17 protein-coding genes are annotated in these 23,956 nt (G+C 66.4%); 14 read left to right on the top strand and 3 right to left on the bottom strand.

The genetic code is table 11. The features are described 5' to 3' along the window. Positions 1–56 precede the first annotated feature (56 nt). The 3 genes from uvrB to QRN07_RS02530 all read left to right on the top strand — a co-directional run bounded on the left by uvrB (position 57) and on the right by QRN07_RS02530 (position 4,834). Entirely contained in the window at positions 57–2,171 is a 2,115-nt protein-coding gene (uvrB, locus tag QRN07_RS02520; protein ID WP_050684792.1) for an excinuclease ABC subunit UvrB, read from the top strand. Positions 2,172–2,381: 210 nt separating this feature from the next. After that, the gene (locus tag QRN07_RS02525; protein WP_056600428.1) at positions 2,382–3,404 is read left to right on the top strand and encodes a TerC family protein; all 1,023 of its coding nucleotides are present in this window, start codon (positions 2,382–2,384) and stop codon (positions 3,402–3,404) included. Between the two features lie 98 nt (positions 3,405–3,502). Next, the gene (locus tag QRN07_RS02530) at positions 3,503–4,834 is read left to right on the top strand and encodes an MFS transporter (RefSeq protein WP_056600427.1); all 1,332 of its coding nucleotides are present in this window, start codon (positions 3,503–3,505) and stop codon (positions 4,832–4,834) included. Here QRN07_RS02530 and QRN07_RS02535 read toward each other — a convergent pair. The 3 genes from QRN07_RS02535 to QRN07_RS02545 all read right to left on the bottom strand — a co-directional run bounded on the left by QRN07_RS02535 (position 4,820) and on the right by QRN07_RS02545 (position 9,279). Further along, complete coding sequence (locus QRN07_RS02535; RefSeq protein ID WP_056600426.1) at positions 4,820–6,163, bottom strand: alpha/beta fold hydrolase; 1,344 nt, start codon at positions 6,161–6,163, stop codon at positions 4,820–4,822. The two genes, QRN07_RS02530 and QRN07_RS02535, sit on opposite strands and share 15 nt — an antisense overlap. Further along, positions 6,156–6,656: a GNAT family N-acetyltransferase gene (locus QRN07_RS02540; RefSeq protein WP_056600425.1), complete on the bottom strand. Its 501-nt coding sequence runs from the start codon at positions 6,654–6,656 to the stop codon at positions 6,156–6,158. Before QRN07_RS02540 ends, QRN07_RS02535 begins: the two co-directional genes overlap by 8 nt. 79 nt (positions 6,657–6,735) lie before the next feature. Continuing rightward, positions 6,736–9,279, bottom strand: a complete 2,544-nt coding sequence (locus QRN07_RS02545) for a DEAD/DEAH box helicase (protein WP_056600424.1) — start codon at positions 9,277–9,279, stop codon at positions 6,736–6,738. A 95-nt stretch (positions 9,280–9,374) separates the two neighbouring features. Between QRN07_RS02545 and QRN07_RS02550 the strand changes: the two genes are divergently transcribed. The 11 genes from QRN07_RS02550 (at position 9,375) to whiA (ending at position 23,797) form a co-directional block, all read left to right on the top strand. Beyond that, the gene (locus tag QRN07_RS02550) at positions 9,375–10,148 is read left to right on the top strand and encodes a trans-aconitate 2-methyltransferase (RefSeq protein ID WP_056600470.1); all 774 of its coding nucleotides are present in this window, start codon (positions 9,375–9,377) and stop codon (positions 10,146–10,148) included. Positions 10,149–10,302: 154 nt separating this feature from the next. Then, complete coding sequence (locus QRN07_RS02555; protein ID WP_082484347.1) at positions 10,303–12,057, top strand: ABC transporter ATP-binding protein; 1,755 nt, start codon at positions 10,303–10,305, stop codon at positions 12,055–12,057. A gap of 86 nt (positions 12,058–12,143) precedes the next feature. Beyond that, a complete protein-coding gene (locus tag QRN07_RS02560; RefSeq protein WP_082484344.1) occupies positions 12,144–13,883 on the top strand; it encodes an ABC transporter ATP-binding protein in 1,740 nt (579 codons plus the stop codon). Beyond that, positions 13,880–14,260 (top strand): GntR family transcriptional regulator, encoded by a 381-nt coding sequence (locus tag QRN07_RS02565; protein ID WP_050684800.1) that lies wholly within the window; start codon positions 13,880–13,882, stop codon positions 14,258–14,260. Before QRN07_RS02560 ends, QRN07_RS02565 begins: the two co-directional genes overlap by 4 nt. Positions 14,261–14,309: 49 nt before the next feature. Beyond that, on the top strand, positions 14,310–17,234 hold the full coding sequence (gene uvrA / locus QRN07_RS02570; RefSeq protein ID WP_056600421.1) for an excinuclease ABC subunit UvrA: 2,925 nt from the start codon (positions 14,310–14,312) through the stop codon (positions 17,232–17,234). Between the two features lie 69 nt (positions 17,235–17,303). After that, the gene (locus QRN07_RS02575; RefSeq protein ID WP_056600420.1) at positions 17,304–18,020 is read left to right on the top strand and encodes an HAD family hydrolase; all 717 of its coding nucleotides are present in this window, start codon (positions 17,304–17,306) and stop codon (positions 18,018–18,020) included. Next, positions 18,007–18,675 carry a lysophospholipid acyltransferase family protein gene (locus tag QRN07_RS02580; RefSeq protein WP_050684803.1) on the top strand — a complete coding sequence of 223 codons (669 nt, stop codon included), beginning with the start codon at positions 18,007–18,009 and terminating at the stop codon, positions 18,673–18,675. The genes QRN07_RS02575 and QRN07_RS02580 overlap by 14 nt, the downstream gene beginning before the upstream one ends. A 59-nt stretch (positions 18,676–18,734) precedes the next feature. Further along, the gene (gene uvrC, locus QRN07_RS02585) at positions 18,735–20,792 is read left to right on the top strand and encodes an excinuclease ABC subunit UvrC (RefSeq protein WP_056600419.1); all 2,058 of its coding nucleotides are present in this window, start codon (positions 18,735–18,737) and stop codon (positions 20,790–20,792) included. 72 nt (positions 20,793–20,864) lie between these two features. Then, entirely contained in the window at positions 20,865–21,788 is a 924-nt protein-coding gene (gene rapZ, locus QRN07_RS02590) for an RNase adapter RapZ (protein WP_050684805.1), read from the top strand. Next, the gene (locus tag QRN07_RS02595) at positions 21,788–22,807 is read left to right on the top strand and encodes a gluconeogenesis factor YvcK family protein (protein WP_050684806.1); all 1,020 of its coding nucleotides are present in this window, start codon (positions 21,788–21,790) and stop codon (positions 22,805–22,807) included. Before rapZ ends, QRN07_RS02595 begins: the two co-directional genes overlap by 1 nt. A 9-nt stretch (positions 22,808–22,816) precedes the next feature. After that, positions 22,817–23,797, top strand: a complete 981-nt coding sequence (whiA, locus tag QRN07_RS02600) for a DNA-binding protein WhiA (RefSeq protein WP_050684807.1) — start codon at positions 22,817–22,819, stop codon at positions 23,795–23,797. The last annotated feature ends 159 nt before the right edge of the window (positions 23,798–23,956 follow it).

The raw sequence follows: 23,956 nt of genomic DNA on the forward strand, positions 1-23,956 counted from the left end.
TTCGCCGGTAACGGACTGGCAGCCTGGCTGTCGGTGCCCGGTTGTAGATTAGATGCATGAGCCTTGCGCAGGAAATAAACCGTGTTGTTTCGCCCTTCGAAGTCATCAGCGAGTTCAAACCTGCAGGCGACCAGCCGGCGGCCATCAAGGAGCTCACCGAACGTATCAAGAACGGCGAGAAGGACGTGGTGCTCCTGGGCGCCACGGGTACCGGTAAAAGCGCCACCACCGCCTGGCTCATCGAGCAGGTGCAGCGCCCCACCCTGGTGATGGTGCAGAACAAGACACTTGCCGCGCAGCTGGCCAACGAATTCCGCGAGCTGCTGCCCAACAATGCGGTGGAGTACTTCGTCTCCTACTACGACTATTACCAGCCTGAAGCGTACGTGGCCCAGACGGACACCTTCATTGAGAAGGACTCGTCCATCAACGAGGAAGTGGAGCGGCTCCGGCACTCCGCCACCAACGCGCTCCTCACCCGCCGCGACGTCATCGTGGTGGCCACCGTATCCTGCATCTACGGCCTGGGAACGCCGGAAGAGTACATCGCCGGCATGGTGACCCTGCGCAAGGGTGCCGAAATGAACCGGGATGACCTCCTGCGCAAATTCGTCTCCATGCAGTACGCCCGCAATGACATGGACTTCCACCGCGGCACGTTCCGCGTCCGTGGCGATACCGTGGAAATCATCCCCATGTATGAGGAACTCGCCATCCGGATCGAATTCTTTGGCGACGAAATCGAGAACATCCAGACCCTCCATCCGCTCACCGGTGAGGTGCTCCGGGAAGAGGACGAAATGTACGTCTTTCCCGCCTCCCACTATGTGGCCGGACCCGAGCGGATGGCCCGCGCCATCAAGCGGATCGAGGATGAGCTTGCCGAACGGCTCCAGGTGCTGGAGAGCCAGAACAAACTCGTCGAGGCCCAGCGGTTGCGGATGCGGACCACCTACGACCTTGAAATGATGCAGCAGATGGGGTTCTGCAACGGCATCGAGAACTATTCCTCCCACATCGACGGCCGCGCCCGCGGCACCGCACCGCACTGCCTGATCGACTACTTCCCGGACGACTTCCTCTTGGTGGTGGACGAATCACACGTGACCATTCCCCAGATCGGCGCCATGTACGAAGGCGACATGTCCCGCAAGCGCAACCTGGTGGACTTCGGGTTCCGGCTGCCGTCCGCCATGGACAACCGGCCGCTGAAGTGGGACGAGTTCCTGGACCGGGTAGGCCAGACCGTCTATCTCTCCGCCACCCCCGGCAAGTACGAACTGGGCAAGGCGGACGGCTTTGTGCAGCAGATCATCCGGCCCACGGGCCTGATCGATCCTGAGGTGGTGGTCAAGCCCACCAAGGGCCAGATCGACGACCTTCTGGGCGAGATCCGGACCCGGGTAGAGAAAAACGAACGCATCCTGGTCACCACCCTCACCAAGCGCATGGCGGAGGATCTTACGGACTACCTCCTGGGGCACGGGATCAAGGTCGAGTACCTGCACTCGGACGTGGACACCCTCCGCCGGGTGGAACTGCTGCGTGAACTCCGGATGGGCAGCTTCGATGTCCTGGTGGGCATCAACCTGCTGAGGGAAGGCCTGGACCTGCCCGAAGTGTCCCTGGTCAGCATCCTCGATGCGGACAAGGAAGGCTTCCTCCGGTCCTCGACCTCGCTGATCCAGACCATTGGCCGTGCCGCCCGCAACGTCTCCGGCCAGGTCCATATGTACGCGGACCGGATCACGGACTCCATGGCGCACGCCATCGATGAAACCAACCGGCGCCGTGCCATCCAGGTGGCCTATAACACCGAACGTGGCATCGACCCGCAGCCGCTGCGGAAGAAAATCGCGGACATCACCGACCAGCTCGCCAAGGAAGACGCCGACACCGATGCGCTGCTGGGCAGCTTCGACTACGGCAAGGGCAAGCGCGGGATCACGGGGGCAAACAAGGGCGGCGCGAAGAAGGGCTCAGCCCAGGTCCGCGCGGACGGGCTCGCTGCGGCGCCGGCCGAGGATCTGGTGGGGCTGATCGCACAGCTCACCGAGCAGATGCATGGCGCAGCCGCCGATCTTCAGTTCGAGGTGGCCGCACGGATCCGCGACGAAGTCGGTGAGCTGAAGAAGGAACTGCGCCAGATGCAGGCAGCCGGGCACGCCTGACCGCCACGTCATCTTGGGTGGGCCGGGGTCCTTTGGTGCCGGTCTGGGTTACAGTTAACGTCGCGTAGGGGAGTATCCCGAGTGCTACGATCGTCAACACGCAGGGCATGGTTGCCCCGCCGGGCGTAGCGGGCCGCCACATCAGCACCAAGTGCATCGGCAGGCCGGAGAGACTTACACGACTTTTCCGTACCCTGCGAAAGGCTACCTGTGCTCGATTTGCCCGTATGGTTCGAGGTTGGCTCGTTTGTCATCCTCGGCCTGATCCTCCTGATTGACCTCCTCCTGGTGGTGCGTCGTCCGCACGAACCCTCCATGAAGGAGGCCGGCCTCTGGGTGGCCTTCTACGTCAGCCTCGCGCTGGTGTTTGCCGGTGCCATGTTCTTCTTCACCGGCCCTGAATTCGGCGGCCAGTTTGTGGCCGGCTGGGTCACGGAGTACAGCCTCAGCATCGACAACCTCTTTGTCTTCATCATCATCATGGCCAGGTTCTCCGTACCCCGAAAGTACCAGCAGGAAGTCCTGATGGTGGGCATCATCATCGCCTTGATCCTCCGCGGCATCTTCATTCTGCTCGGCGCCATTGTGATCGAACAGTTCAGCTGGGTCTTCTACATCTTCGGTGCGTTCCTGCTGTGGACCGCCTGGAAGCAGGCACAGGACGAAGGTGAGGACGAGGAGGACAAGGAAAACCCGCTCATCGCCCGGATCCGCAAGATCATCCCGATGTCGGAGAAATTCGATGAAGGCAAGCTGCGCACCACCGTGAACGGCAAAAAGGTCTTCACCCCGATGCTGATCGTGTTCATCACCATCGGCCTCACCGACCTGCTGTTTGCCGTTGACTCCATCCCGGCCATCTTCGGCCTCACGCAGAGCCCCTTTATTGTGTTCACCGCAAACCTGTTCGCCCTCATGGGCCTCCGCCAGCTGTACTTCCTGCTGGGTGGCCTCATGAACCGCCTGATCTACCTGAAGCACGCACTGTCGTTCATCCTGGCGTTCATCGGCGTCAAGCTGGTCCTGCACGCCATGCACGTGAACGAGCTGCCCTTCATCAACGGCGGCAACCACATCGAATGGGCCCCTGAAATTCCCACCTTTGTGTCCCTCGCAGTCATCGTCGGCACCATCATCATTGCCGTTGTTGCCAGCCTGCTGAGCTCCAAAGCCAAGGATGCCCATGTGGACCCGCGGCTCGAGGAAGACGCCCGCAAGAGCCACGGCGAGTAACACCCGAACCCACCGCACCACAGCAATCCCGGCCGCACCCGCAGCCGGGATTGCTGCTTTAAACGCCATGCGCCGAGGGCTGGGGCTATGCTTCCAGCATGGCCGCCAGAACCCCCTCGGACCCCGACGTGCGCCGGGTCCAGCAGCGCACGGTGGCGCTGCTGGCCGCCGCCCAGGTCTTCGGCGGCATCGGCGCAGGAGCAACGGTCTCCATCGGCTCCATCCTCGCCGTGGAGCTCTCCGGGTCCAGCGCCTGGGCAGGAGTGGTGGCCACCGCCATGACCCTCGGTGCAGCCGTGGCCGCCGTTCCCCTGGCGGCGTTGGCAGACCGGAGCGGCCGGCGGATCAGCCAGGTGGCCGGACTGTTGACTGCCTTTGGCGGCACCGTCCTGATGGTCCTGGCAACGGTGACCGGCCTGTTCCCTTTGCTGCTGCTGGGTGCGGCTGGAATTGGCGTGGGTTCGGCCGCAGGCCTGCAGGCACGGTTTGCCGCCGTGGACCTTGCGGCGGCCGGGAGCCGGGGGAAGGCGCTGTCCACTGTGGTGTGGGCAGTGACAGTAGGTGCCGTTGCCGGACCGAACCTGATCCGGCCCGGTGCCGCGGTGGGGTTGGCCTTGGGCCTGCCGTCCACCGCGGGACCGTTCGTCATCTCAGGCACCGGCCTGCTCGTCGCCGTCGTCATTGTCTTCGCCGGACTCCGCCCGGACCCGCTGCAGCTGACCAGGGAACTTGCCGCCGCCGTGCCCCGCGCCCCCGCCAAAGCTGAAGATCCCGTGGGGGCAAAAGGGTCCCTGGCCAGGGGTTTCCGGGCCATCCAGGGCTCCGCGGGTGCCCGGCTGGCCGTTGCCGCGGTTGTCGCCGCCCACGCGGTAATGGTGGGCATCATGTCCATGACGCCGCTGCACCTGCAGCACGTGGTGGAAGGACCCGCCGCCTCGCAGGCCGGGCACCATGCGTCAGCCGACGCTCTGGTTGTCATTGGCTTCACCATTTCCCTGCACATCGCCGGCATGTATGCACTCTCGCCGGTGATGGGCTGGCTGACCGACCGGGCAGGCCGGATCCAAACCATCATGATCGGGCTTACGCTGCTGCTGGTCGCGGCGGCCGTGGCCGGCCTCGGCCAAGGCTCCACCACCGCCGTAGCCGTGGGCCTCGTGCTGTTGGGCATGGGCTGGTCGGCGGCCACGGTGGCCGGGTCCACGCTCCTGGCCGAAAGTGTGGACCCGGACTCCCGCGTGGTGGTCCAGGGGGTGTCCGACATGCTGATGGGCGCCGCCGGTGCGGTGGGTGGTGCCGTCTCCGGGCTTGTGCTCAGCTGGGCAGGCTATCCGGGCCTGAACATGCTGGGCGCAGTGATCGGGGCAGGTGTCCTGGCCGTGGCCTTCCTCTCGCTGGCAGCGCGGCGCAGGCAGTCAGCGCCGGACTGACCGGACCATTCCCAGCAGCCGGCCGAAAATGGCTTCGCCGTCGTCGGCAATTCCGTCGTGGTGGAAGTCTGCAGTCTCCCAGACCTGCAGCCCGCGGACGGCTGAGGCGGTGCCCAGGGACAAGTCCCGGTCCACATAGATGTCCTCCGCATACACGGCGGCAGCCACGGGCACCGTGTTTGCAGCCAGCCGGTCGACGTCGTACAGCGGCGCCCAGTCCTCCTTCGCCGCCAGCAGTTCCGCGACGCCGCGCAGGGGCTGCAGCGCCGGGTCCTGGTCGAAGTACCACGGGTAGACCATTTCGCCCGTCAGTAGGACGTGGTCGGCGTCCGGCCGGAACTGCGGGTACTCGGCGAGGACCCGCCAGGCGGCCCACGCGGTGGCTGAACCCTGGCCGTAGATGGATTCGTGCACCACTGCGTACAGCGGGTTTGAGCGGCGGGAAACGATGCCGTGCACCTGCTCGAGGAAGGCGTCCGAAAGGCGGGTGCCGCCGTCGGCCGCGACGAACGCATCTTCCAGGAGGTGGTGCAGCGCGTCGACCCGGGTGTTGCCTCCCAGGAAGGAGCCCACCATCTGGAACCGTTCAACGGTGAGGACGCTGCCGTCCGGCAGCGTTTCGGCAGTGCTCCGCAGGTGCCGGGCAATCCGGTCCACCGTGTCCCGGTCTTCCGGGTACCAGCCGAAGTACTGCGCGTTCCGGGCTGCCACGCGCCGGAAGGTGGCCCGGTAGACGTCCTCCGCAGGTACTGACAGGGGAGCGAGCCCGCCGGTGATCAGGGCTTCCCTGAGGCCCTGCGGCGCAAACGAAAGGTAGGTCAGGGCGCAGAATCCGCCGTAGCTTTGGCCAAAAATGCTCCAGGCCGGCGAGCCCAGCGTGTTCCGGATGAGTTCCGCGTCGGCCACAATCGAATCAGCACGGAAGTTTTCCAGGTAGGCGGCCTGCGCTGCCTCGTCGCCCTGGAGCGCCAGCGTATTCCGGTCGATCGGCGTGGACAGGCCGGTGCCGCGCTGGTCCAGCATCAGGATCCGGAAATCCTTGGCAGCGGCTTTGCTCCAGCCGCCCAGGGACGCAAACCTGTTGCCACGGCCGCCGGGGCCGCCCTGCAGGAACAGCAGCCAGGGCAGGTCTTCCGCTTCCTGGGGGGTGTGCGCCGTGGAAACGTACTCCCGGGCAAATACGGTGATGGTTTCCGAGTCAGTCCCGTGCACCAGCGGCACGGTGAAGTAGTGCTCCACCGTCCGCATGCCGCGGTACTCGTGCCGCGCCTTGACCTGGTGGCCCGCGGTGCGGGCAGGCCCGACAGCCGTCACGGCCGCGTCAGCCATTGACCGCTGCCGGGACGGCCGTGCCGAACTGCGTCAGGGCCGCACCGGTGAGCCGGAACGTGGACCACCCGTCCATGGGGCGGGCGCCGAGGCTCCGGTAGAAGTTGATGGACGGCTCGTTCCAGTCAAGGACGCTCCACTCCACACGGGCGTACCCGTTGGCCAGGGCGATCCCTGCAAGGTGCTGCAGCAGGGCCTTGCCGTGGCCTTCGCCGCGGGCGGCAGGGCTGACGTAGAGGTCCTCCAGGTAGATTCCGTGGACACCTTCCCAGGTGGAGTAGTTCAGGAACCACAGCGCGAACCCCTGGACCTCGCCGGCCGCGTTTTCCGCGATGGCCGCGAAGACACGCGGGTCCGGACCGAACAGGACCTCCTGCAGCATTTCCGGGGTGTTCCGGACGGCGTCAGGCTCTTTTTCGTAGTCGGCCAGTTCGTGGATCATCCGGAGGATTGCAGGTACATCATGCTGGTTTGCGGCGCGGATTACACTCATTGTTCGAGCTTACCGCCGTGATACCGCAGGACGCGCCGGGCAACGGGTGCCGCGCGCCAGGTCCTACAGGCGCCAGGTCCTACAGGCGGTTCACGGCCGTCACGGTGAGGACCGCGGTGCCGGCCTCGTCCGAAGCCGCAAGGTCCACGTCGGCGGAGATGCCCCAGTCGTGGTTCCGGGCGGGGTCGTCAAAGATCTGCCGCACCTTCCACGTGCCGGGTTTCTCGGTGATGATCAACAGGCCGGGTCCGCGGGCATCCGGGCCGGTGCCGATGTCGTTGTGCTCGTCGAAGTAATCGTCAAGGGCATCCTCCCACCGGTCCGCATCGAAGCCGGCAGCGCCGTCCAGCAGGCCCAGCGCAGCGGCATCTTCGTCCGCGAAAAGTTCCACCCGGCGGAACATCTCGTTGCGCACCATCACCCGGAAAGCCCGGATATTGGCGGTCAGCAGCGGAGGCGGCGGCGGCGGAGCGTCGTGCGGGGTGAGCGTGTTGCCGGCGGCCAACTCCTCCCATTCGTCCAGCAGGCTCGAGTCCACCTGGCGCACCATCTCACCCAGCCACGCCACCAGGTCCTCCAGGTCTTCGCGCAGCATGTCCTGCGGCACCGTCTGCCGGAGCGCTTTGAACGCGTCGGACAGGTACCTCAGCACAATGCCCTCGGACCGGGCCAGCCCGTAGAACTGGACGAACTCGCCGAAGTTCATGGCCCGCTCGTACATGTCCCGGACCACGGACTTGGGGGCGAGTTCGAAATCGCCCACCCACGGTGCCGCCTTCCGGTACACCTCGAACGCTTCACCCAGGATCTCGGCAAGGGGCTGCGGATACGTGACCTCCTCCAGCATCGCCATCCGCTGGTCGTATTCGATCCCGTCGGCCTTCATGGCCGCCACAGCCTCGCCGCGGGCCTTCTTCTGCTGGGCGGAAAGGATCTGGCGCGGCTTCTCCAGGGTCGCCTCGATCACGGACACCACGTCCAGGGCGTACGACGGCGACTCCGGATCCAGGAGCTCCAGCGCAGCAAGTGCAAAGGGGGAGAGCGGCTGGTTCAGGGCGAAATTGGCCTGCAGGTGCACGGTCAAACGGACTGTTCGGCCGTCCGGGCCCTGCTCCTGCACGGGGATGCGTTCGATGACCTCGGCCGCCAGCAGCTCCCGGTAAATCCCCAGCGCCTTCTTCATCAGCCGGAGCTGGGAGGACCTGGGCTCGTGGTTTTCCGTCAGCAGCCGGCGGGCGGCCGTGAAGGGGTCGCCCGGCCGCTCCATCAGGTTCATCAGCATGGCGTGGGTCACCGTGAAGCTGGAACCCAGTGGATCAGGAACAGACTCGACGAGACGTTTATAGGTGGGTTCGCCCCAGGAGACAAAACCCTCCGGCGGCTTCTTTTTGACCACCTGGCGCAGCTTCTTCTGGTCATCGCCGAACTTGGCGGTCGCTTTCGCCATGGCCTTCACGTTTTCGGTGACGTGCTCCGGCGCCTGGACCACCACGGTCCCGGCGGTGTCGTAGCCTGCCCGGCCTGCCCGGCCGGCAATCTGGTGGAACTCTCTGGAGTTCAGCAGGCGGGTGCGGACGCCGTCGTACTTGCTCAGGGCGGTGAACAGGACGGTGCGGATGGGCACGTTGATGCCCACACCAAGGGTGTCCGTGCCGCAGATGACTTTCAGCAGTCCTGCCTGGGCGAGCTGTTCCACCAGCCGGCGGTACTTGGGCAGCATGCCGGCGTGGTGCACGCCGATGCCGTGGCGGACCAGCCGGTTCAGGGTCTTCCCGAAGCCGGCGGCGAACCGGAAGCCGGCAATCAGCTCCGCGATTTTGTCCTTTTCCTCGCGGCTGCAGACGTTGATGCTCATCAGCGTCTGGGCCCGGTCGATCGCTTCGATCTGGCTGAAGTGGACCACGTACACGGGGACCTGTCGGGTGGAGAGCAGTTCCTCAAGGGTCTCGTGCACCGGGGTCTGGTGATAGTAGTTGTGCAGCGGGATGGGCCGCTCGGCGGAGCTCACGGTGGTGGTGGGCCGGCCGGTCAGCTCCGTGAGTCCGTCCTCGAACCGGGCCACGTCGCCAAGCGTCGCGGACATCAGGAGGAACTGTGCCTGGGGGAGTTCCAGCAGCGGGACCTGCCAGGCCCAGCCGCGCTGCGGGTCGGAGTAGAAATGGAACTCGTCCATGATCACGGTGCCCAGCTCCGCGGCTGTTCCCTCGCGAAGCGCCACGTTCGCCAGGATCTCCGCGGTGCAGCAGATGATCGGTGCGTCCTGGTTCACCCCGGAGTCCCCGGTGACCATGCCCACGTTTTCCGCGCCGAAGATCTCGCAAAGGGCAAAGAACTTCTCGGACACCAGAGCCTTGATGGGCGCCGTGTAGTAGCTGCGGCGGCCCTGGGCCATCGCCTGGAAATGCGCGGCGATGGCCACCAGGGACTTACCGGAACCTGTGGGGGTGGCCAGGATCACGTTGGCCCCGGTGGCGAGCTCCATGATGGCCTCGTCCTGCGCGGGATACAGCGCCAGGCCCCTGGCCTGCGTCCATTCAACGAACCGCGAATACAGGTCATCGGGGTCGACGGCGGCAGCCGGGTTCAGAGCGGAAAGATCAGTCAGCTGGTCAACGAGTTTCATTGATTTCCAGCTTAGTGCCCCGGTACGCCCCGGAATCCGTTCCGGCCGGGCTAGGCTCGGCAGCATTGCTGCAGCACCAGAAACTGGAGGAAAACATGAAGTGGGATCCGGCGAAGTATGTTCAATTCGGCGATTACCGGGACCGCCCGTTCTTCGACCTCACCGGCAGGGTACACGCCCAGGCCCCGCAGCAGGTGGTGGACCTGGGCTGCGGGCCCGGCAACCTCACCGCAACGCTGGCGGAACGCTGGCCGGCTGCGACCGTGGTGGGCCTGGATTCCTCCCCGGACATGCTCACCAAGGCGGCGGGCCTGGCCGCCGGCGGCCTGCGGTTTGAGCAGGGCGACATCGCGGGCTGGCGGCCCCCGGCCGGGACGGACGTGGTGGTGACCAACGCCGCCCTGCAATGGGTCCCGGGGCACCAGGACCTCATGCGGACCTGGCTTGCCGCACTCCGACCAGGGGCCTGGTTCGCCATGCAGGTGCCCGGCAACTTCAACGCGCCCTCCCATACCCTGATGCGCGGCCTCGCCGCGTCGGAGCGCTGGGCCCCCCAGCTCGCAGGGGTCCTGCGGGGCGGCGAGTCGGTGGGGGAGCCGGCGGAGTATCTGGACCTGCTGCTTGATGCCGGCTTCACCGCCGATGCGTGGGAAACGAGCTACCAGCAACTGCTGCCGGGTGCCGATCCCGTCCTTGAATGGGTCCGCGGCACGGCTCTGCGGCCGGTCATGGCTGCACTGCCCGCTGAAGAGGGCGCCTTGTTCGAGGCCGAATACGCTGCCCTGCTGGCCGAGGCCTATCCGCCGGGCAAACACGGCACGGTCTTTCCCTTCCGCAGGATCTTCGCCGTCGGCCAAAAGAACGGCTGAGGCAGCCGCAGCGCCAGCCTCTACAAGACCGGTCACGCGATATGACACCGGTCGAATGTGATGTGCCCTACAATGACGGAATGGTTGAGGGATGGAGGCTACCGCCCACCCCAGCCATTCGACCTGCACTGGAGGTTCCTTGCTGATTGCGTTGATGGGGCGGCTCCTTCAGGGCCACAAAGCAGCCGTGGTCGCCCTGCTCCTCCTGCAGCTGGTCCAGGCCGGCGCCACGCTCCTGCTTCCCACCATCAACGCCGCGATTATCGATGACGGCATCGTGGCGGGCGACGTCAGCGTGATTTCCCGCCTCGGCCTGGTGATGGCCGCCGTCGCCGCCGTCCAGGCCGCCGCCGCCATCGCTGCCGGGTACCTCGGCGCCGTGGTGGCGATGAAAATCGGGCACGGCCTGCGGGCCCGCATCTTCGACCGGATCCAAGCCCTGTCCTCCCAGGATGTGGCCCTGTTCGGAGCCCAAAGCCTCACCACCCGCGCCACCAACGACACCCAGCAGATCCAGGCGTTCGCGCTGCTGGTGTTCACCATGTTCTTCGCGGCCCCGGCCATGGGAGTGGGCGGCATCGCCCTGGCCCTGCACCAGGATGCGGGCCTGTCCGCAGTGGTGATCGCCATTGTGCCGCTGCTGGTGTTGATCATGTATCTGATCGTCCGGCGGCTCATCCCGTTGTACCGCGAAGGCCAGGACTTCCTGGACCGCGCCGGCGGCATCCTCCGCGAGCAGATCATCGGCGCCATGGTCATCCGGGCGTTTGTCCGCCAGGACCATGAGGTCCAACGGTTCGCCGGCGTGAACAGGAAGCTCACGGCCAACAACCTGCAGTCCGCGCTGCTGGTCGCCGGGATGCTGCCCCTGATCATGCTGGTGGTCAACCTTTCCTCCGTGGCCGTGGTCTGGTTCGGCGGGCACCGGATCCAGGCCGGGCAGATGAACCTTGGCGCATTAACGGCGTTCATCGCCTACATCCTGCAGATCCTGCTGGCCATCATGATGGCCATGTACGTCCTGATGACCGCACCCCGGGCCGCCGTTTGCGCAGAACGGATCACCGCCGTCCTGGACGCCGAACCGTCGGTCACCGATCCCGGCCCGGCCGCCACCGCGCCCCGCAGGTTTCCGGCAGCGCGCCACCTGCAGACACCGTCCCGTGCCGCCGCCGTCGAGTTCCACAACGTTGGCTTCTCCTACCCGGGTGCTGAGGCTCCGGTCCTCGCCGGCATCTCCTTCACGGCCGCGCCCGGAACCACCACTGCCATCCTGGGATCCACCGGCAGCGGCAAGTCCACCCTCCTGAACCTGGTGCCCCGCTTCCTGGACTCCACAAGCGGCCGGATCAGCCTCGACGGCACGGACATCAAGGACCTGCCGCTGGATGGCCTGCGCCGGAGCATGTCCATCGTCCCTCAGCACTCACACCTCTTTTCCGGCACCATCGCCGCGAACCTGAGGGTGGCTGCGCCGGAGGCCACAGACAGTGAATTGTGGGCGGCGCTGGAAACCGCACAGACCATGCGGTTCATGCGGGACCTGCCCCATGGCCTGGAGACACGCGTGGGCCAGGGAGGCACCAGCCTGTCCGGCGGGCAGCGGCAGCGCCTCTGCATTGCCCGGGCGCTGCTCCGGAAGGCGCCGCTTTACCTGTTCGACGACAGCTTTTCCGCCCTCGACTATGCAACGGACGTCAGGCTGCGCGAAGCACTCCAGTCCAACCTGTCCACGGCCACCGTGATTGTGGTGGCCGAGCGCATTTCGGCGGTGGAGGCCGCTGACCTGGTGCTGGTGCTCGACGGCGGGCACCTGGTGGCGCAGGGGACGCACCTTGAACTGCTGGCAGGGTCCGCCACCTACCGTGAAATCGCGGAATCGCAGCTTGCCCTGGATGGCCGGCAGTGACAGCCGGCGGCAGCGGGGGAGAGGAGCCCGGATTCTGGCCCACCGCGGGCAGGCTGCTGGGCCTGCTGCGGCCCTTCCGGCGGAGGATGGCGGGCGCCGTGGCAGCTACCTGCGCGTTCGCCGGATTCAACGTCGCAGCCCCGAAGTTCCTGGGCGACGCCACCGACGCAGTGGTTGATGGGCTGATGAGCGGCCGGCTGGACCAGGTCCGGCTGGCCGGGCTGCTGGCGCTGGTGGCGGGGATGTACATTTTCGCCTCGCTCTTCAACTGGATCCAGGGGGCGCTGACAGCACGCTCGGTGCAGGGCCTGATGTACGGGCTGCGCGAATCCGTCGCGGCCAAGCTGCACCGGCTGCCGGCCGGCTACTTCACTGACCGCTCCCGCGGCGACGTGCTGAGCCGGGCAACCAACGACATCGACAACATTGCCCAGGCCCTGAACCAGCTCCTCACCCAGCTGATTTCCTCCTGCCTGCTGCTGGTGGGTTCCCTGGCCATGATGCTCTGGATTTCCCCGCTGCTGGCGGTCATCGCCCTGGCCACCATCCCACTGTCCACCCTGGTCACCGTCCTGGTGGCCCGCCGGTCCCAGGCACAGTTTGACCGGCAATGGAATGAGACCGGCGTGCTGAACGCCCATGTGGAGGAGTTCATTTCCGGCCACGAGGTCATCAAGGCCTTCGGGTACCAGGACCGCGCCGCCGAGGTATTCGGCCGCAGCAACGACCAACTTGCCCGCTCGGCCACCAGGGCCCAATACTCGGCCGGAATGGTCCAGCCGCTGATGGTGCTAATTTCCAACCTGAACTACATTGCGGTGGCAGTGGTGGGTGCGCTCCAGGTGATTGCGGGCTCCATGACCATCGGCGGCATCCAGGCGTTCATCCAGTTCAGTCGGCTCTTCACCCAGCCTGTGGGGCAGATCGGCGGCCTCCTGAACCTCATCCAGTCCTGCGTCGCCTCCGCCGCCCGCGTTTTTGACCTCCTGGACGCCGGCGAAGTCCCCGGCCCCGCACAGCGCCGGGACAGCGGCCGCCCTCCGAACGCCCGCAAGGTACCGGACGGCCGCATCGCCTTCGAGAACGTCACTTTCGGCTACCCGGACGCTGCGCCGGCCGTCCGGAACCTGGCCTTCACCGTGGAACCGGGCCAAACAGTGGCCATTGTGGGCCACACCGGCGCCGGGAAGACCACCGTGGTCAACCTGCTGCTGCGGTTCAGCGAACCCGGGTCCGGCCGGGTCACCATTGGCGGTGTTGACATCGCCACCCTGCCACCGGACAGGCTGCGGGAGCGGTTCGGTGTGGTGCTCCAGGACGCCTGGCTGTTCGCAGGCAGCATCCACGAAAACATCGCCTACGGCCGGCCCGGGGCCGCCCCGGCAGACATCCAGGCCGCGGCGGACGCGGCGCACGTGGACAGGTTCGTCAGGTCCCTGCCGGAGGGTTACGACACGATCCTGGAAAACGGCGGCGAGCCGCTTAGCACCGGCCAGCGCCAGCTGATCACCATCGCCCGCGCCCAGCTTGCAGGGCGCGAGGTCCTGGTGCTGGATGAAGCCACGAGTTCCGTGGATTCCAGGACGGAGCTGCTGATCAGGCAGGCCATGAAGCGGCTGCTGCACGGCCGGACCAGTTTTGTGATTGCCCACCGTTTGTCCACGGTCCGGAACGCTGATCTAATTCTGGTCATGGACCACGGACGGATTGTTGAGCAGGGAACCCACGAGGACCTGCTGGCTGCAAACAGCTACTACAGCGGGCTCTACCGCGCGCAGTTCGCTTCCCGCGAAATCCGGCCCGGAGTCCTGGAGCCCGGGCTGTGAGTCCCGACAACACCTTTCCCGGTACGTGGCTGCCCAACACCGCCAGCACCGTGGCGCTCTTCGACCAGCTCCGGCTCCAGATCATCCACCAGGTGGACAACGGCGCATTGGCGCCCGGGGCCAGGCTGCCCGCCGTCCGTGCACTGGCAAGCGCCCTGGACGTGGCACCGCACACCGTGGCCAGGGCCTACAAGGAGCTGGAGTCGGCCGGTGTGGTGGCCACCCGGGGGCGGAACGGCACCGTGGTGTGCGCGCCGGACGAACGCCTGGGCGGACTGTCCGCCGCAGCCGCAGCCTACGCAGCTGCTGCCAGGAGCCAGGGCGCCACTTTCGCGGAGGCCGTGAAGCTGCTGGCGGCGGCCTACGACGCCGGGTGAGCGCAGCATCACGTGGATATTCGAAGAAGTTTTCGATTAGCATTGGTAAGTGCCTAAAGCCGTAGCTGAAGAAACAGCCGTCCCCAACGATTCCACCGCCGTCGTCCCTGCTGCCTCCGTGCAGCGGCCGGACCTTTCCCGCCTGGTGGTGAAGGGCGCCCGGGAACACAACCTTCGCAACGTGGACCTTGACCTTCCCCGCGACGCCATGATCGTGTTCACCGGCCTGTCCGGATCCGGCAAATCGTCCCTGGCGTTCGACACCATCTTCGCCGAGGGCCAGCGGCGCTACGTGGAATCGCTGTCCGCCTACGCACGCCAGTTCCTGGGCCAGGTGGACAAACCTGACGTCGACTTCATCGAGGGGCTGTCCCCGGCGGTCTCCATCGACCAGAAGTCCACCAGCAAGAACCCGCGTTCCACGGTGGGCACCATTACCGAAATCTACGACTACATGCGCCTCCTCTGGGCCCGCGTAGGCCGCCCGCACTGCCCCGTCTGCGGCGAGCCTGTAGCCAAGCAGACGCCGCAGCAGATTGTTGACCAGCTCCTGGAGCTGGACGAAGGCACCCGGTTCCAGGTCCTGGCGCCGGTGGTCCGCGGACGCAAGGGCGAGTTTGTTGACCTGTTCAAGGAGCTGACGGCCAAGGGCTACTCCAGGGCCCGCGTTGACGGTGAACTCATCCAGCTCAGCGAACCGCCCAAACTCGGCAAGCAGTACAAGCACACCATCGAGGTGGTGGTGGACCGGCTGGTGGTCAAGGATGGCATCAGCCAGCGGCTCACCGACTCCGTGGAAACCGCCCTGGGCCTCGCCGAAGGCCGTGTCCTGGCGGAGTTCGTGAACCTGGAGGCCGATGATCCCGCCCGGATCCGTGCCTTCTCCGAACACCTCGCCTGCCCCAATGAGCACCCGCTGGCCATCGACGAGATCGAGCCGCGGTCGTTCTCCTTCAACAACCCCTTCGGCGCCTGCGCAGCCTGCAGTGGCATCGGCACCCGGCTTGAAGTGGACGAGGAACTGATCGTCCCCAACGGCGAACTGTCCCTCTCTGAAGGTGCCATCGCGCCCTGGTCGCTGGGCACCGCCACCACCGAATACTGGAACCGGCTGCTCGAAGGCCTGTCCACGGAACTCGGGTTCTCCATGACCACCCCCTGGGAAAAGCTTGGCAAGGACGTCCGCCAGACGGTCCTGCACGGCAAGGACCACAAAGTGGTGGTGCAGTACAAAAACAGGTTCGGCCGCGAACGGAAATACAGCACCGGCTTTGAAGGTGCCATCCAGTACGTCCACCGCAAGCACGGTGAGACGGATTCGGACTGGGCCCGGGACCGCTACGAGGAATACATGCGGCAGATCCCCTGCCCCGCCTGCAACGGCGCCCGCCTCAACCCGGCGTCGCTGTCGGTGCTGATCAACGGCAAGTCCATTGCCGAAGTGGCGGCCCTTCCCATGCGGGACTGCTCCGAGTTCCTGAACAACCTGGTGCTGACCGGCCGCGAAGCCCAGATCGCACACCAGGTGCTGAAGGAGATCCAGGCACGCCTGACCTTCCTCCTGGACGTCGGCCTGGAGTACCTGAACCTGGAGCGGCCCTCCGCCACGCTGTCCGGCGGCGAAGCGCAGCGCATCCGGCTGGCCACGCAGATCGGTTCCGGCCTGGTGGGTGTCCTCTACGTCCTGGATGAACCCTCCATCGGGCTGCACCAGCGCGATAACCGCCGCCTGATCGACACCCTCACGAGGCTCCGCGACATGGGCAACACCCTGATCGTGGTGGAACACGATGAGGACACCATCCACGTGGCCGACTGGATCGTGGACATCGGGCCCGGCGCCGGGGAGCACGGCGGCCAGGTGGTCCATTCGGGTTCCTACCAGGACCTGCTGGCCAACACCGAGTCCCTGACCGGCGATTACCTCTCCGGCCGAAAAAAGATCGACGTACCCAAAAAGCGCCGCAAGTATGACCGCAAGCGGGAACTCAAGGTGGTGGGCGCCCGCGAGAACAACCTCATCAACGTGGACGCGGCCTTCCCGCTGGGCCTCTTCACGGCCGTGACCGGGGTCAGCGGCTCCGGCAAGTCCACCCTGGTCAACGAGATCCTCTACAAGGTGCTGGCCAACAAGCTCAACGGCGCCAAGCAGGTGGCCGGCCGGCACAAGAGCGTCCAGGGACTTGAGCACCTGGACAAGGTGGTCCACGTGGACCAAAGCCCCATCGGCCGCACCCCGCGCTCCAACCCCGCCACCTACACCGGCGTGTTCGACAACATCCGCAAGCTTTTCGCCGAGACCACTGAGGCCAAGGTCCGCGGCTACCTTCCCGGCCGGTTCTCCTTCAACGTCAAGGGCGGCCGCTGCGAAGCGTGCTCGGGTGACGGCACCCTGAAAATCGAAATGAACTTCCTGCCGGACGTCTACGTCCCCTGCGAGGTCTGCCACGGAGCCCGGTACAACCGGGAAACCCTGGAAGTCCACTACAAGGGCAAAACCATCGCCGATGTCCTGAACATGCCCATCGAGGAAGGCGCCGAGTTCTTCGCGGCGTTCACACCCATCGCCCGGCACCTGAGCACCCTGGTGGACGTGGGCCTGGGCTACGTGCGGCTGGGTCAGCCTGCCACCACACTGTCCGGCGGCGAGGCGCAGCGCGTCAAGCTTGCCGCGGAGCTGCAGAAGCGGTCCAACGGCCGAAGCATCTACGTCCTGGACGAGCCCACCACCGGCCTGCACTTCGAGGACATCAGGAAACTGCTGATGGTCCTGCAGGGACTGGTGGACAAGGGCAACACCGTGATCACCATCGAGCACAACCTGGACGTCATCAAGAGTGCCGACTGGGTGGTTGACCTGGGGCCCGACGGCGGTTCCGGCGGCGGCCAGATTGTGGCCACCGGAACACCCGAGCAGGTGGCCAAATCGACCACCAGCCACACAGCGGCGTTCCTGGCGGAAATCCTCGGCTGATCCGGCGGAAGTATTCCGGTATCGGCATGGGAGTTTCAGGCATGAGTGCTGTCGTGAGAAACTAACCCGGTGACTCAAACAACAGTGCCCGTGATCTTTGACCTGGACGGCACTCTTGTCGATCCGGCCGGCGGCATCACCGACGGAATTGCCGCCGCCCTGGGCGGGCTGGGACTTCCGGTCCCGGCCCAGGACCTGCTGGAGGCCATGATCGGCCCCAAGCTCAGTGATTCCCTGCTGAACGTAGCCGGCGTACCCGAACACCTGCTGGACCAGGTGATCACCCGGTACCGGCAGTACTACGTGGCCACGGGCATCGGCCAGGGCCGGGTCTACCCGGGGGTCCGGGAGCTGCTGGGCGCCTACGCGGCCGCCGGCCGGCCGGTGGCAGTGGCAACCCAGAAGCCGCAGGGGCTGGCGCGCACCGTGCTGGCGCACCATGGCCTGGACGGGTACTTCAAGGGCATCCACGGTTCCGCGGATGACGAAACGGCTGTGGCCGGGGTCCCGCTGGGCAAAACCGAAATCATCGCGGCTGCCTTGGCTGACCTGGGCACGCACCACGCCATCATGGTGGGGGACCGGGCGCAGGACGTCGCCGGTGCCATCGCCAACGGCCTTGACTGCATCGGTGTTGCCTGGGGATTCGCGCCCGACGGCGAGCTGGACCTTGCCGGGGCAGTGACCGTGGTGCAGGACGCCGACGCCCTGGCCGCCGCCGTCGACCGCCTCGAGTCCATCCACTCCGCCGCCATGAGTGAGGTGACCAACGATGGAAATGTTTGACGCCGTCCGCTGGACCACCCGCACCCTGATCGGCGGCTCCTGCCGGCCCACCGTCATCGGGCTCGAAAACGTGCCCACTGACGGGCCGTTCATCGTGGCGCCGAACCACCTGTCCTTCTTCGACAGCGTTATTGTCCAGGCCCTGATGCCCCGGCCCGTCGCATTTTTCGCCAAGGCCGAGTACTTCACCACGCGGGGCGTCAAGGGCCGCGTGATGAAGGCCTTTTTCGAATCCGTCGGGTCCATTCCCGTGGAACGCGGGGAGCAGGCAGCCAGCGTCCAGGCCCTCAAAACGCTGATGGACATCCTGGAGGCCGGCAAAGGCATCGGCATCTACCCGGAGGGCACCCGCTCCCGCGACGGCATCCTGTACCGCGGCCGCACCGGTGTGGGCTGGCTGGCGCTGACCACCGGTGCACCCGTGATCCCGGTGGGCCTGATCGGCACCGAGAACCTGCAGCGCGCCGGGGAGAAGGGTGTCCGGCCCCAGCATTTCACCATGAAGGTGGGGGAGCCGCTGTACTTCGATAAAACCGGCCCGGACCACTCTTTGCCGGCCCGCCGCCAGGTCACGGACCGGATCATGGACGCCATCGCCGAACTCAGCGGACAGGAACGCTCCACCAGCTACAACCAGAGCAAGATCGCCGAGTAAGCCTGCCCGGGGGCACGGCGGTGTCCCCGGCACCCGCCGGGCCTCAGTAGACTGGACAGGTGGCAAATCCAGCAAGTTACAGGCCCCGGACGGGAGAAATCCCCATAAACCCCGGTGTCTACCGGTTCCGCGATCCGCACGGCAGGGTCATCTACGTTGGCAAAGCCAAGAACCTCCGCTCACGCTTGAACTCGTACTTTGCCAACCCGGCGGGCCTGCCGGCCAAGACCTACGCCATGGTCCATGCCGCCAGCAGCGTCGAATGGACGGTGGTGGGCAGCGAGCTCGAATCGCTGCAGCTCGAGTTCACCTGGATCAAGGAATTCAAGCCCCGCTTCAACGTGGTGTTCCGGGACGACAAAACCTACCCGTACCTGGCTGTCACCCTCAGCGAGAAGTATCCCCGCGTCCAGGTGCTGCGCGGCGACAAACGCAAAGGGACCCGGTATTTCGGTCCCTACACCGCCGGTGCCATCCGGGAAACCATGGACACTTTGCTGCGGGTCTTCCCCGTCAGGAGCTGCAGCGCAGGCGTCTTCAAGCGCGCCGAAGCCAGTGGCCGGCCCTGCCTGCTGGGCTACATCGACAAGTGCTCGGCGCCGTGCGTGGGCAGGATTTCACCGCAAGACCACCGCGCGCTGGCCGAGGACTTCTGCGCGTTTATGGGCGGCGAAGCGAAACGGTTCACGGCCAAGCTGGAAAAGCAGATGCAGGCCGCAGTGGCGGAGCTGGACTACGAACACGCAGCACGGCTCCGCGACGACATCACCGCCCTCCGGAAGGTCTTTGAGCGCAACGCCGTGGTACTGGCGGAGGAGACGGACGCCGATATCTTCGCCCTGCACGAGGACGAACTGGAAGCCGCCGTGCAGGTCTTCCACGTCCGCGGCGGACGCATCCGCGGCCAGCGCGGCTGGGTGGTGGAAAAGGTGGAGGATTTCAGCACCCCCGACCTCGTGGAGCACCTGCTGCAGCAGGTCTACGGCGAGGAAGGCGACACCCATGGCCGGCTGCCCCGCGAAGTCCTGGTCCCCGTGGAACCCAGCAATGCCGGTGACCTGACTGAATGGCTGGCCGGGATCCGCGGCGCCAAGGTGGACATCCGGGTGCCGCAGCGCGGGGACAAGGCAGCCCTGATGTCCACCGTGCGGGAAAACGCCGAACATGCCCTGCGGCTGCACAAAACCCGCCGGGCCGGTGACCTCACCGTCCGGTCGCAGGCCCTGCAGGAACTCCAGGAAGCCCTGGACCTGCCCGTGGCCCTGCTGCGGATCGAATGCTACGACGTCTCGCACGTCCAGGGCACCAACGTGGTGGCCTCCATGGTGGTGGTGGAGGACGGCCTGCCCAAAAAGTCGGACTACCGCAAGTTCGCCATCACCGGCCCCGCGGCCTCCGACGATACGGCCGCCATGCACGACGTCCTGACGCGCCGCTTCCGCTACTACCTCCAGGACAAAACAGCCCAGGTCACCGAGGCGGCCCTGGCCGCGGCGGCCGTCCCGGCACCGGCTGCCGGCGAGGAAGCGGCCGGCACGGAAGCGGCCGGCACGGAACACGCCCCGGAAACCACCACCACAGTGGACGACTCCACCACCCCCGCCCCGCGGAGCAAATTCGCCTACCCGCCCAACCTGGTGGTGGTGGATGGTGGCAAGCCCCAGGTCAACGCCGCCGCGCGCGCCCTCGCTGACCTCGGCGTCGACGACGTGTACGTGGTGGGCCTGGCCAAGCGGCTTGAAGAGGTGTGGCTGCCGGACAGTGACTTCCCGGTGATCCTGCCCCGGACCTCGCAGGGCCTGTACCTCCTGCAGCGGATCCGCGACGAGGCGCACCGGTTCGCCATCACCTTCCACCGGCAAAAGCGGGGAAAGGCGATGACGGTGTCCGCCCTGGACGCCGTTCCGGGCCTTGGTGCCGCCAAACGCAAGGCCCTGCTGGCCCACTTCGGGTCCGTCAAGGCCATCAAGGCCGCGACGGCCGCTGAACTGACCGGAGCGAACGGGGTTGGCCCGGCCCTGGCCGGTGCCATCATGGCCCACTTTGCGGCCGGCGGCACTGAGGCTCCGGACCTGCCCGCCATCAACATGACCACCGGCGAAATCCTCGAAACTTAGCTAGGGTAAAGTCCGGGGGTTTCCGCCGCGGCGGCCGCCCCACGTGATAACTACAGGAACGGGGCGGACCTCATGGCAGACACAACAGCGGAATCCGGAGCGGGGGACGAGGGGCTGCAGCCCGTCAAGCCGCTTGAAGCGGAGCTGCTGGTGGTCACGGGGATGTCCGGCGCGGGCCGGAGCACCGCAGCTGACGCACTTGAGGACCACGGCTGGTACGTGGTGGAAAACCTTCCGCCGCAGATGCTTGGAACCCTGGCCGAACTGGTCTCGCACGCCCCGCAGTCCATCCCGCGGCTGGCCGTGGTGATCGATGTCCGCAGCAAGGGCCTGTTTGCGGATATCCGGGCCGCGCTGGGGGCACTGGCCGCCAGCGGGGTGGCCTTCCGCGTCCTGTTCCTTGATGCCAGCGACAACGTCCTGGTCCGCAGGTTTGAACAGGGCCGCCGGCCGCATCCGTTGCAGGGCGGCGGCCGGATCCTTGATGGTATTGCCGCCGAACGGGAGCTGCTGCAGGAACTGCGCGACAGCTCCGACGTCGTACTGGATACCAGCGGTTACAACGTGCACGGCCTGGCCACGGCCATCACTGAACTCTTCAGCGAGACCGGTCCGGTGGCGCTGCGCCTGAATGTGATGAGTTTCGGCTTCAAGTACGGCCTGCCGGTGGACTCCAACTACGTGGCCGACGTCCGGTTCATCCCCAACCCGCACTGGGTCCCGCAGCTGCGTCCGCTGACCGGCCTGGACCAGGGCGTCAGCGATTACGTCCTCGAAGCGGAAGGCGTCAAGAACTTCGTGGACCGCTACGTGATGGCCCTCGAGCCTGTCCTGGACGGTTACCGCCGCGAAAACAAGCACTACGCCACCATCGCCGTGGGCTGCACGGGCGGCAAGCACCGCTCCGTCGCTGTCGCCGTGGAGCTTTCCAAAAAACTTGCGCAATACCCCAGGGTCACGGTGACCACCACCCACCGGGACCTGGGCCGCGAGTAATGGCACTGTTCACGGGCGCACTGCCGCTTGTCCCCGTCCCTGCCGGCTCGGCCGCAGCCCAGCAGGACAAGGGGCCCAACGTGGTGGCGCTGGGGGGTGGGCACGGGCTGTCAGCCTCCCTGTCCGCCTTACGCCTGCTCACCTCGGAACTGACGGCGATCGTCACGGTGGCGGACGACGGCGGGTCTTCCGGGCGCCTGCGTGAAGAGTACGGTGTCCTCCCGCCGGGAGACCTGCGGATGGCCCTGTCCGCGCTGTGCGACGACACCGACTGGGGCCGGACCTGGCGGGACGTGATGCAGCACCGGTTCCAGCCCGGCAAAGGCACCGGCGGCTCCCTGGACGAGCACGCCATGGGCAACCTGCTGATTGTGACTCTTTGGGAACTGCTGGGCGATGCCGTGGCCGGACTCACCTGGGCAGGCGCCCTGCTGGGCGCCCGCGGCCAGGTGCTGCCCATGTCCACCGTTCCGCTCACCATAGAAGGTGATGTCCGGGTGACCGCGCCGAACGGCGAGACGGCCCTCAACACCGTCCGCGGCCAGGCCCGCTGCGCCGTGGCAGGTTCCCTGGAACAGGTCCGGCTGCTGCCCGTGGACGCACCGGCCTGCGTGGAGGCCCTTACGGCCATTGAGCTGGCGGACTGGGTCATCCTGGGCCCGGGGTCCTGGTACACGTCCGTGCTGCCGCACCTGCTGCTCCCCGAAATGCGGCAGGCCCTCTGCGACACGCCGGCAAAACGCTGCCTCACCATGAACCTCGCCACAGACACCAAGGAGACCTCCGGCATGAGTGCGGCGGACCACCTGCACGTGCTGCGGCGTTACGCCCCGGACTTCAGCGTGGACGTTGTCCTGGCCGATCCGGCGTCCGTCCCGGACCGGAAGGAGTTCGAGAAAGCAGCCGGCATGATCGGTGCCGAGGTGGTCTTGGGTAAAGTAGGGGCGTCGGGACGCCGGCCCGTCCATGATCCGCTGCGTCTGGCGACGGCGTACCAGGACATTTTCGGGAACAGTTAGGAAGGTGCCATGGCACTGACAGCATCAGTCAAGGAAGAACTGTCCCGTCTGGACATCAAAAAGTCATCAGTCCGCAAGGCTGAGGTCTCGGCGATGCTCCGCTTCGCCGGCGGCCTGCACATCATTTCCGGCCGGATCGTGATCGAAGCGGAAGTGGACCTGGCGTCCACCGCCCGACGCCTCCGGGCCGCCATCGCTGAGGTGTACGGCCACCAAAGCGAAATCATCGTTGTTTCAGCAGGCGGCCTTCGCCGTGCCAGCCGGTACGTGGTGCGTGTAGTGCGCGACGGCGAGGCGCTGGCCCGCCAGACCGGGCTCCTCGATGGGCGTGGCCGCCCCGTGCGCGGGCTGCCGTCCGCCGTCGTCAACGGCTCCGCGGCCGACGCGGAAGCTGTGTGGCGGGGCGCGTTCCTGGCCCACGGCTCCCTCACCGAACCCGGCCGGTCCTCCTCACTGGAAGTCACCTGCCCCGGTCCCGAGTCCGCGCTGGCCCTTGTTGGCGCCGCACGGCGGCTGGACATCCAGGCCAAAGCCCGCGAAGTGCGGGGCGTTGACCGGGTGGTGATCCGTGACGGCGACACTATCGCCGCGCTGCTGACCCGGATGGGCGCCCACGACGCCCTGATGGTCTGGGAAGAACGCAGGATGCGCAAGGAAGTCCGCGCCACCGCCAACCGGCTGGCCAACTTTGACGACGCCAACCTCCGCCGCTCCGCCCAGGCCGCCGTGGCCGCCGGCGCCCGCGTGGACCGGGCCCTGGAAATCCTTGGTGACGATGTCCCGGACCACCTCAAATACGCCGGCGAACTCAGGGTGGCCCACAAGCAGGCAAGCCTTGACGAACTGGGACGACTGGCTGACCCGGCAATGACCAAGGACGCCATCGCGGGCCGGATCAGGCGCCTGCTGGCCATGGCGGACAAACGCGCCCAGGACCTGGGCATTCCCGGTACGGACGCCAATGTGACGCCCGAAATGCTGGACGAGTGAGCGCCCCCTAGAATCGGAAATGGCGTGACGGAAATATCCGGCCCCGGCTGCAGGTTAGGCCAAGGGGAGCGGCTTTCGTCACTGGAACGCCACCGCCGCAAGTTTCCGGGCGCCTGACGCCCGGATGCACAATCCAAGAAGTAGAAACCGGACCGAGAG

This window comes from Pseudarthrobacter sp. MEB009, from assembly GCF_030208875.1.
In the GTDB taxonomy this organism is placed as follows: Bacteria; Actinomycetota; Actinomycetes; order Actinomycetales; family Micrococcaceae; genus Arthrobacter.

What these genes read in the sequence shown, in the direction of transcription:
- QRN07_RS02540 (WP_056600425.1), bottom strand. Translation starts at nt 6,656, where the DNA reads ATGAGTGTAATCCGCGCCGCAAACCAGCATGATGTACCTGCAATCCTC.
- QRN07_RS02550 (WP_056600470.1), top strand. Translation starts at nt 9,375, where the DNA reads ATGAAGTGGGATCCGGCGAAGTATGTTCAATTCGGCGATTACCGGGAC.
- QRN07_RS02555 (WP_082484347.1), top strand. Translation starts at nt 10,303, where the DNA reads ATGGGGCGGCTCCTTCAGGGCCACAAAGCAGCCGTGGTCGCCCTGCTC.
- rapZ (WP_050684805.1), top strand. Translation starts at nt 20,865, where the DNA reads ATGGCAGACACAACAGCGGAATCCGGAGCGGGGGACGAGGGGCTGCAG.
- whiA (WP_050684807.1), top strand. Translation starts at nt 22,817, where the DNA reads ATGGCACTGACAGCATCAGTCAAGGAAGAACTGTCCCGTCTGGACATC.
- QRN07_RS02530 (WP_056600427.1), top strand. Translation starts at nt 3,503, where the DNA reads ATGGCCGCCAGAACCCCCTCGGACCCCGACGTGCGCCGGGTCCAGCAG.
- QRN07_RS02595 (WP_050684806.1), top strand. Translation starts at nt 21,788, where the DNA reads ATGGCACTGTTCACGGGCGCACTGCCGCTTGTCCCCGTCCCTGCCGGC.
- uvrB (WP_050684792.1), top strand. Translation starts at nt 57, where the DNA reads ATGAGCCTTGCGCAGGAAATAAACCGTGTTGTTTCGCCCTTCGAAGTC.
- QRN07_RS02580 (WP_050684803.1), top strand. Translation starts at nt 18,007, where the DNA reads ATGGAAATGTTTGACGCCGTCCGCTGGACCACCCGCACCCTGATCGGC.
- QRN07_RS02535 (WP_056600426.1), bottom strand. Translation starts at nt 6,163, where the DNA reads ATGGCTGACGCGGCCGTGACGGCTGTCGGGCCTGCCCGCACCGCGGGC.
- QRN07_RS02545 (WP_056600424.1), bottom strand. Translation starts at nt 9,279, where the DNA reads ATGAAACTCGTTGACCAGCTGACTGATCTTTCCGCTCTGAACCCGGCT.
- QRN07_RS02560 (WP_082484344.1), top strand. Translation starts at nt 12,144, where the DNA reads ATGGCGGGCGCCGTGGCAGCTACCTGCGCGTTCGCCGGATTCAACGTC.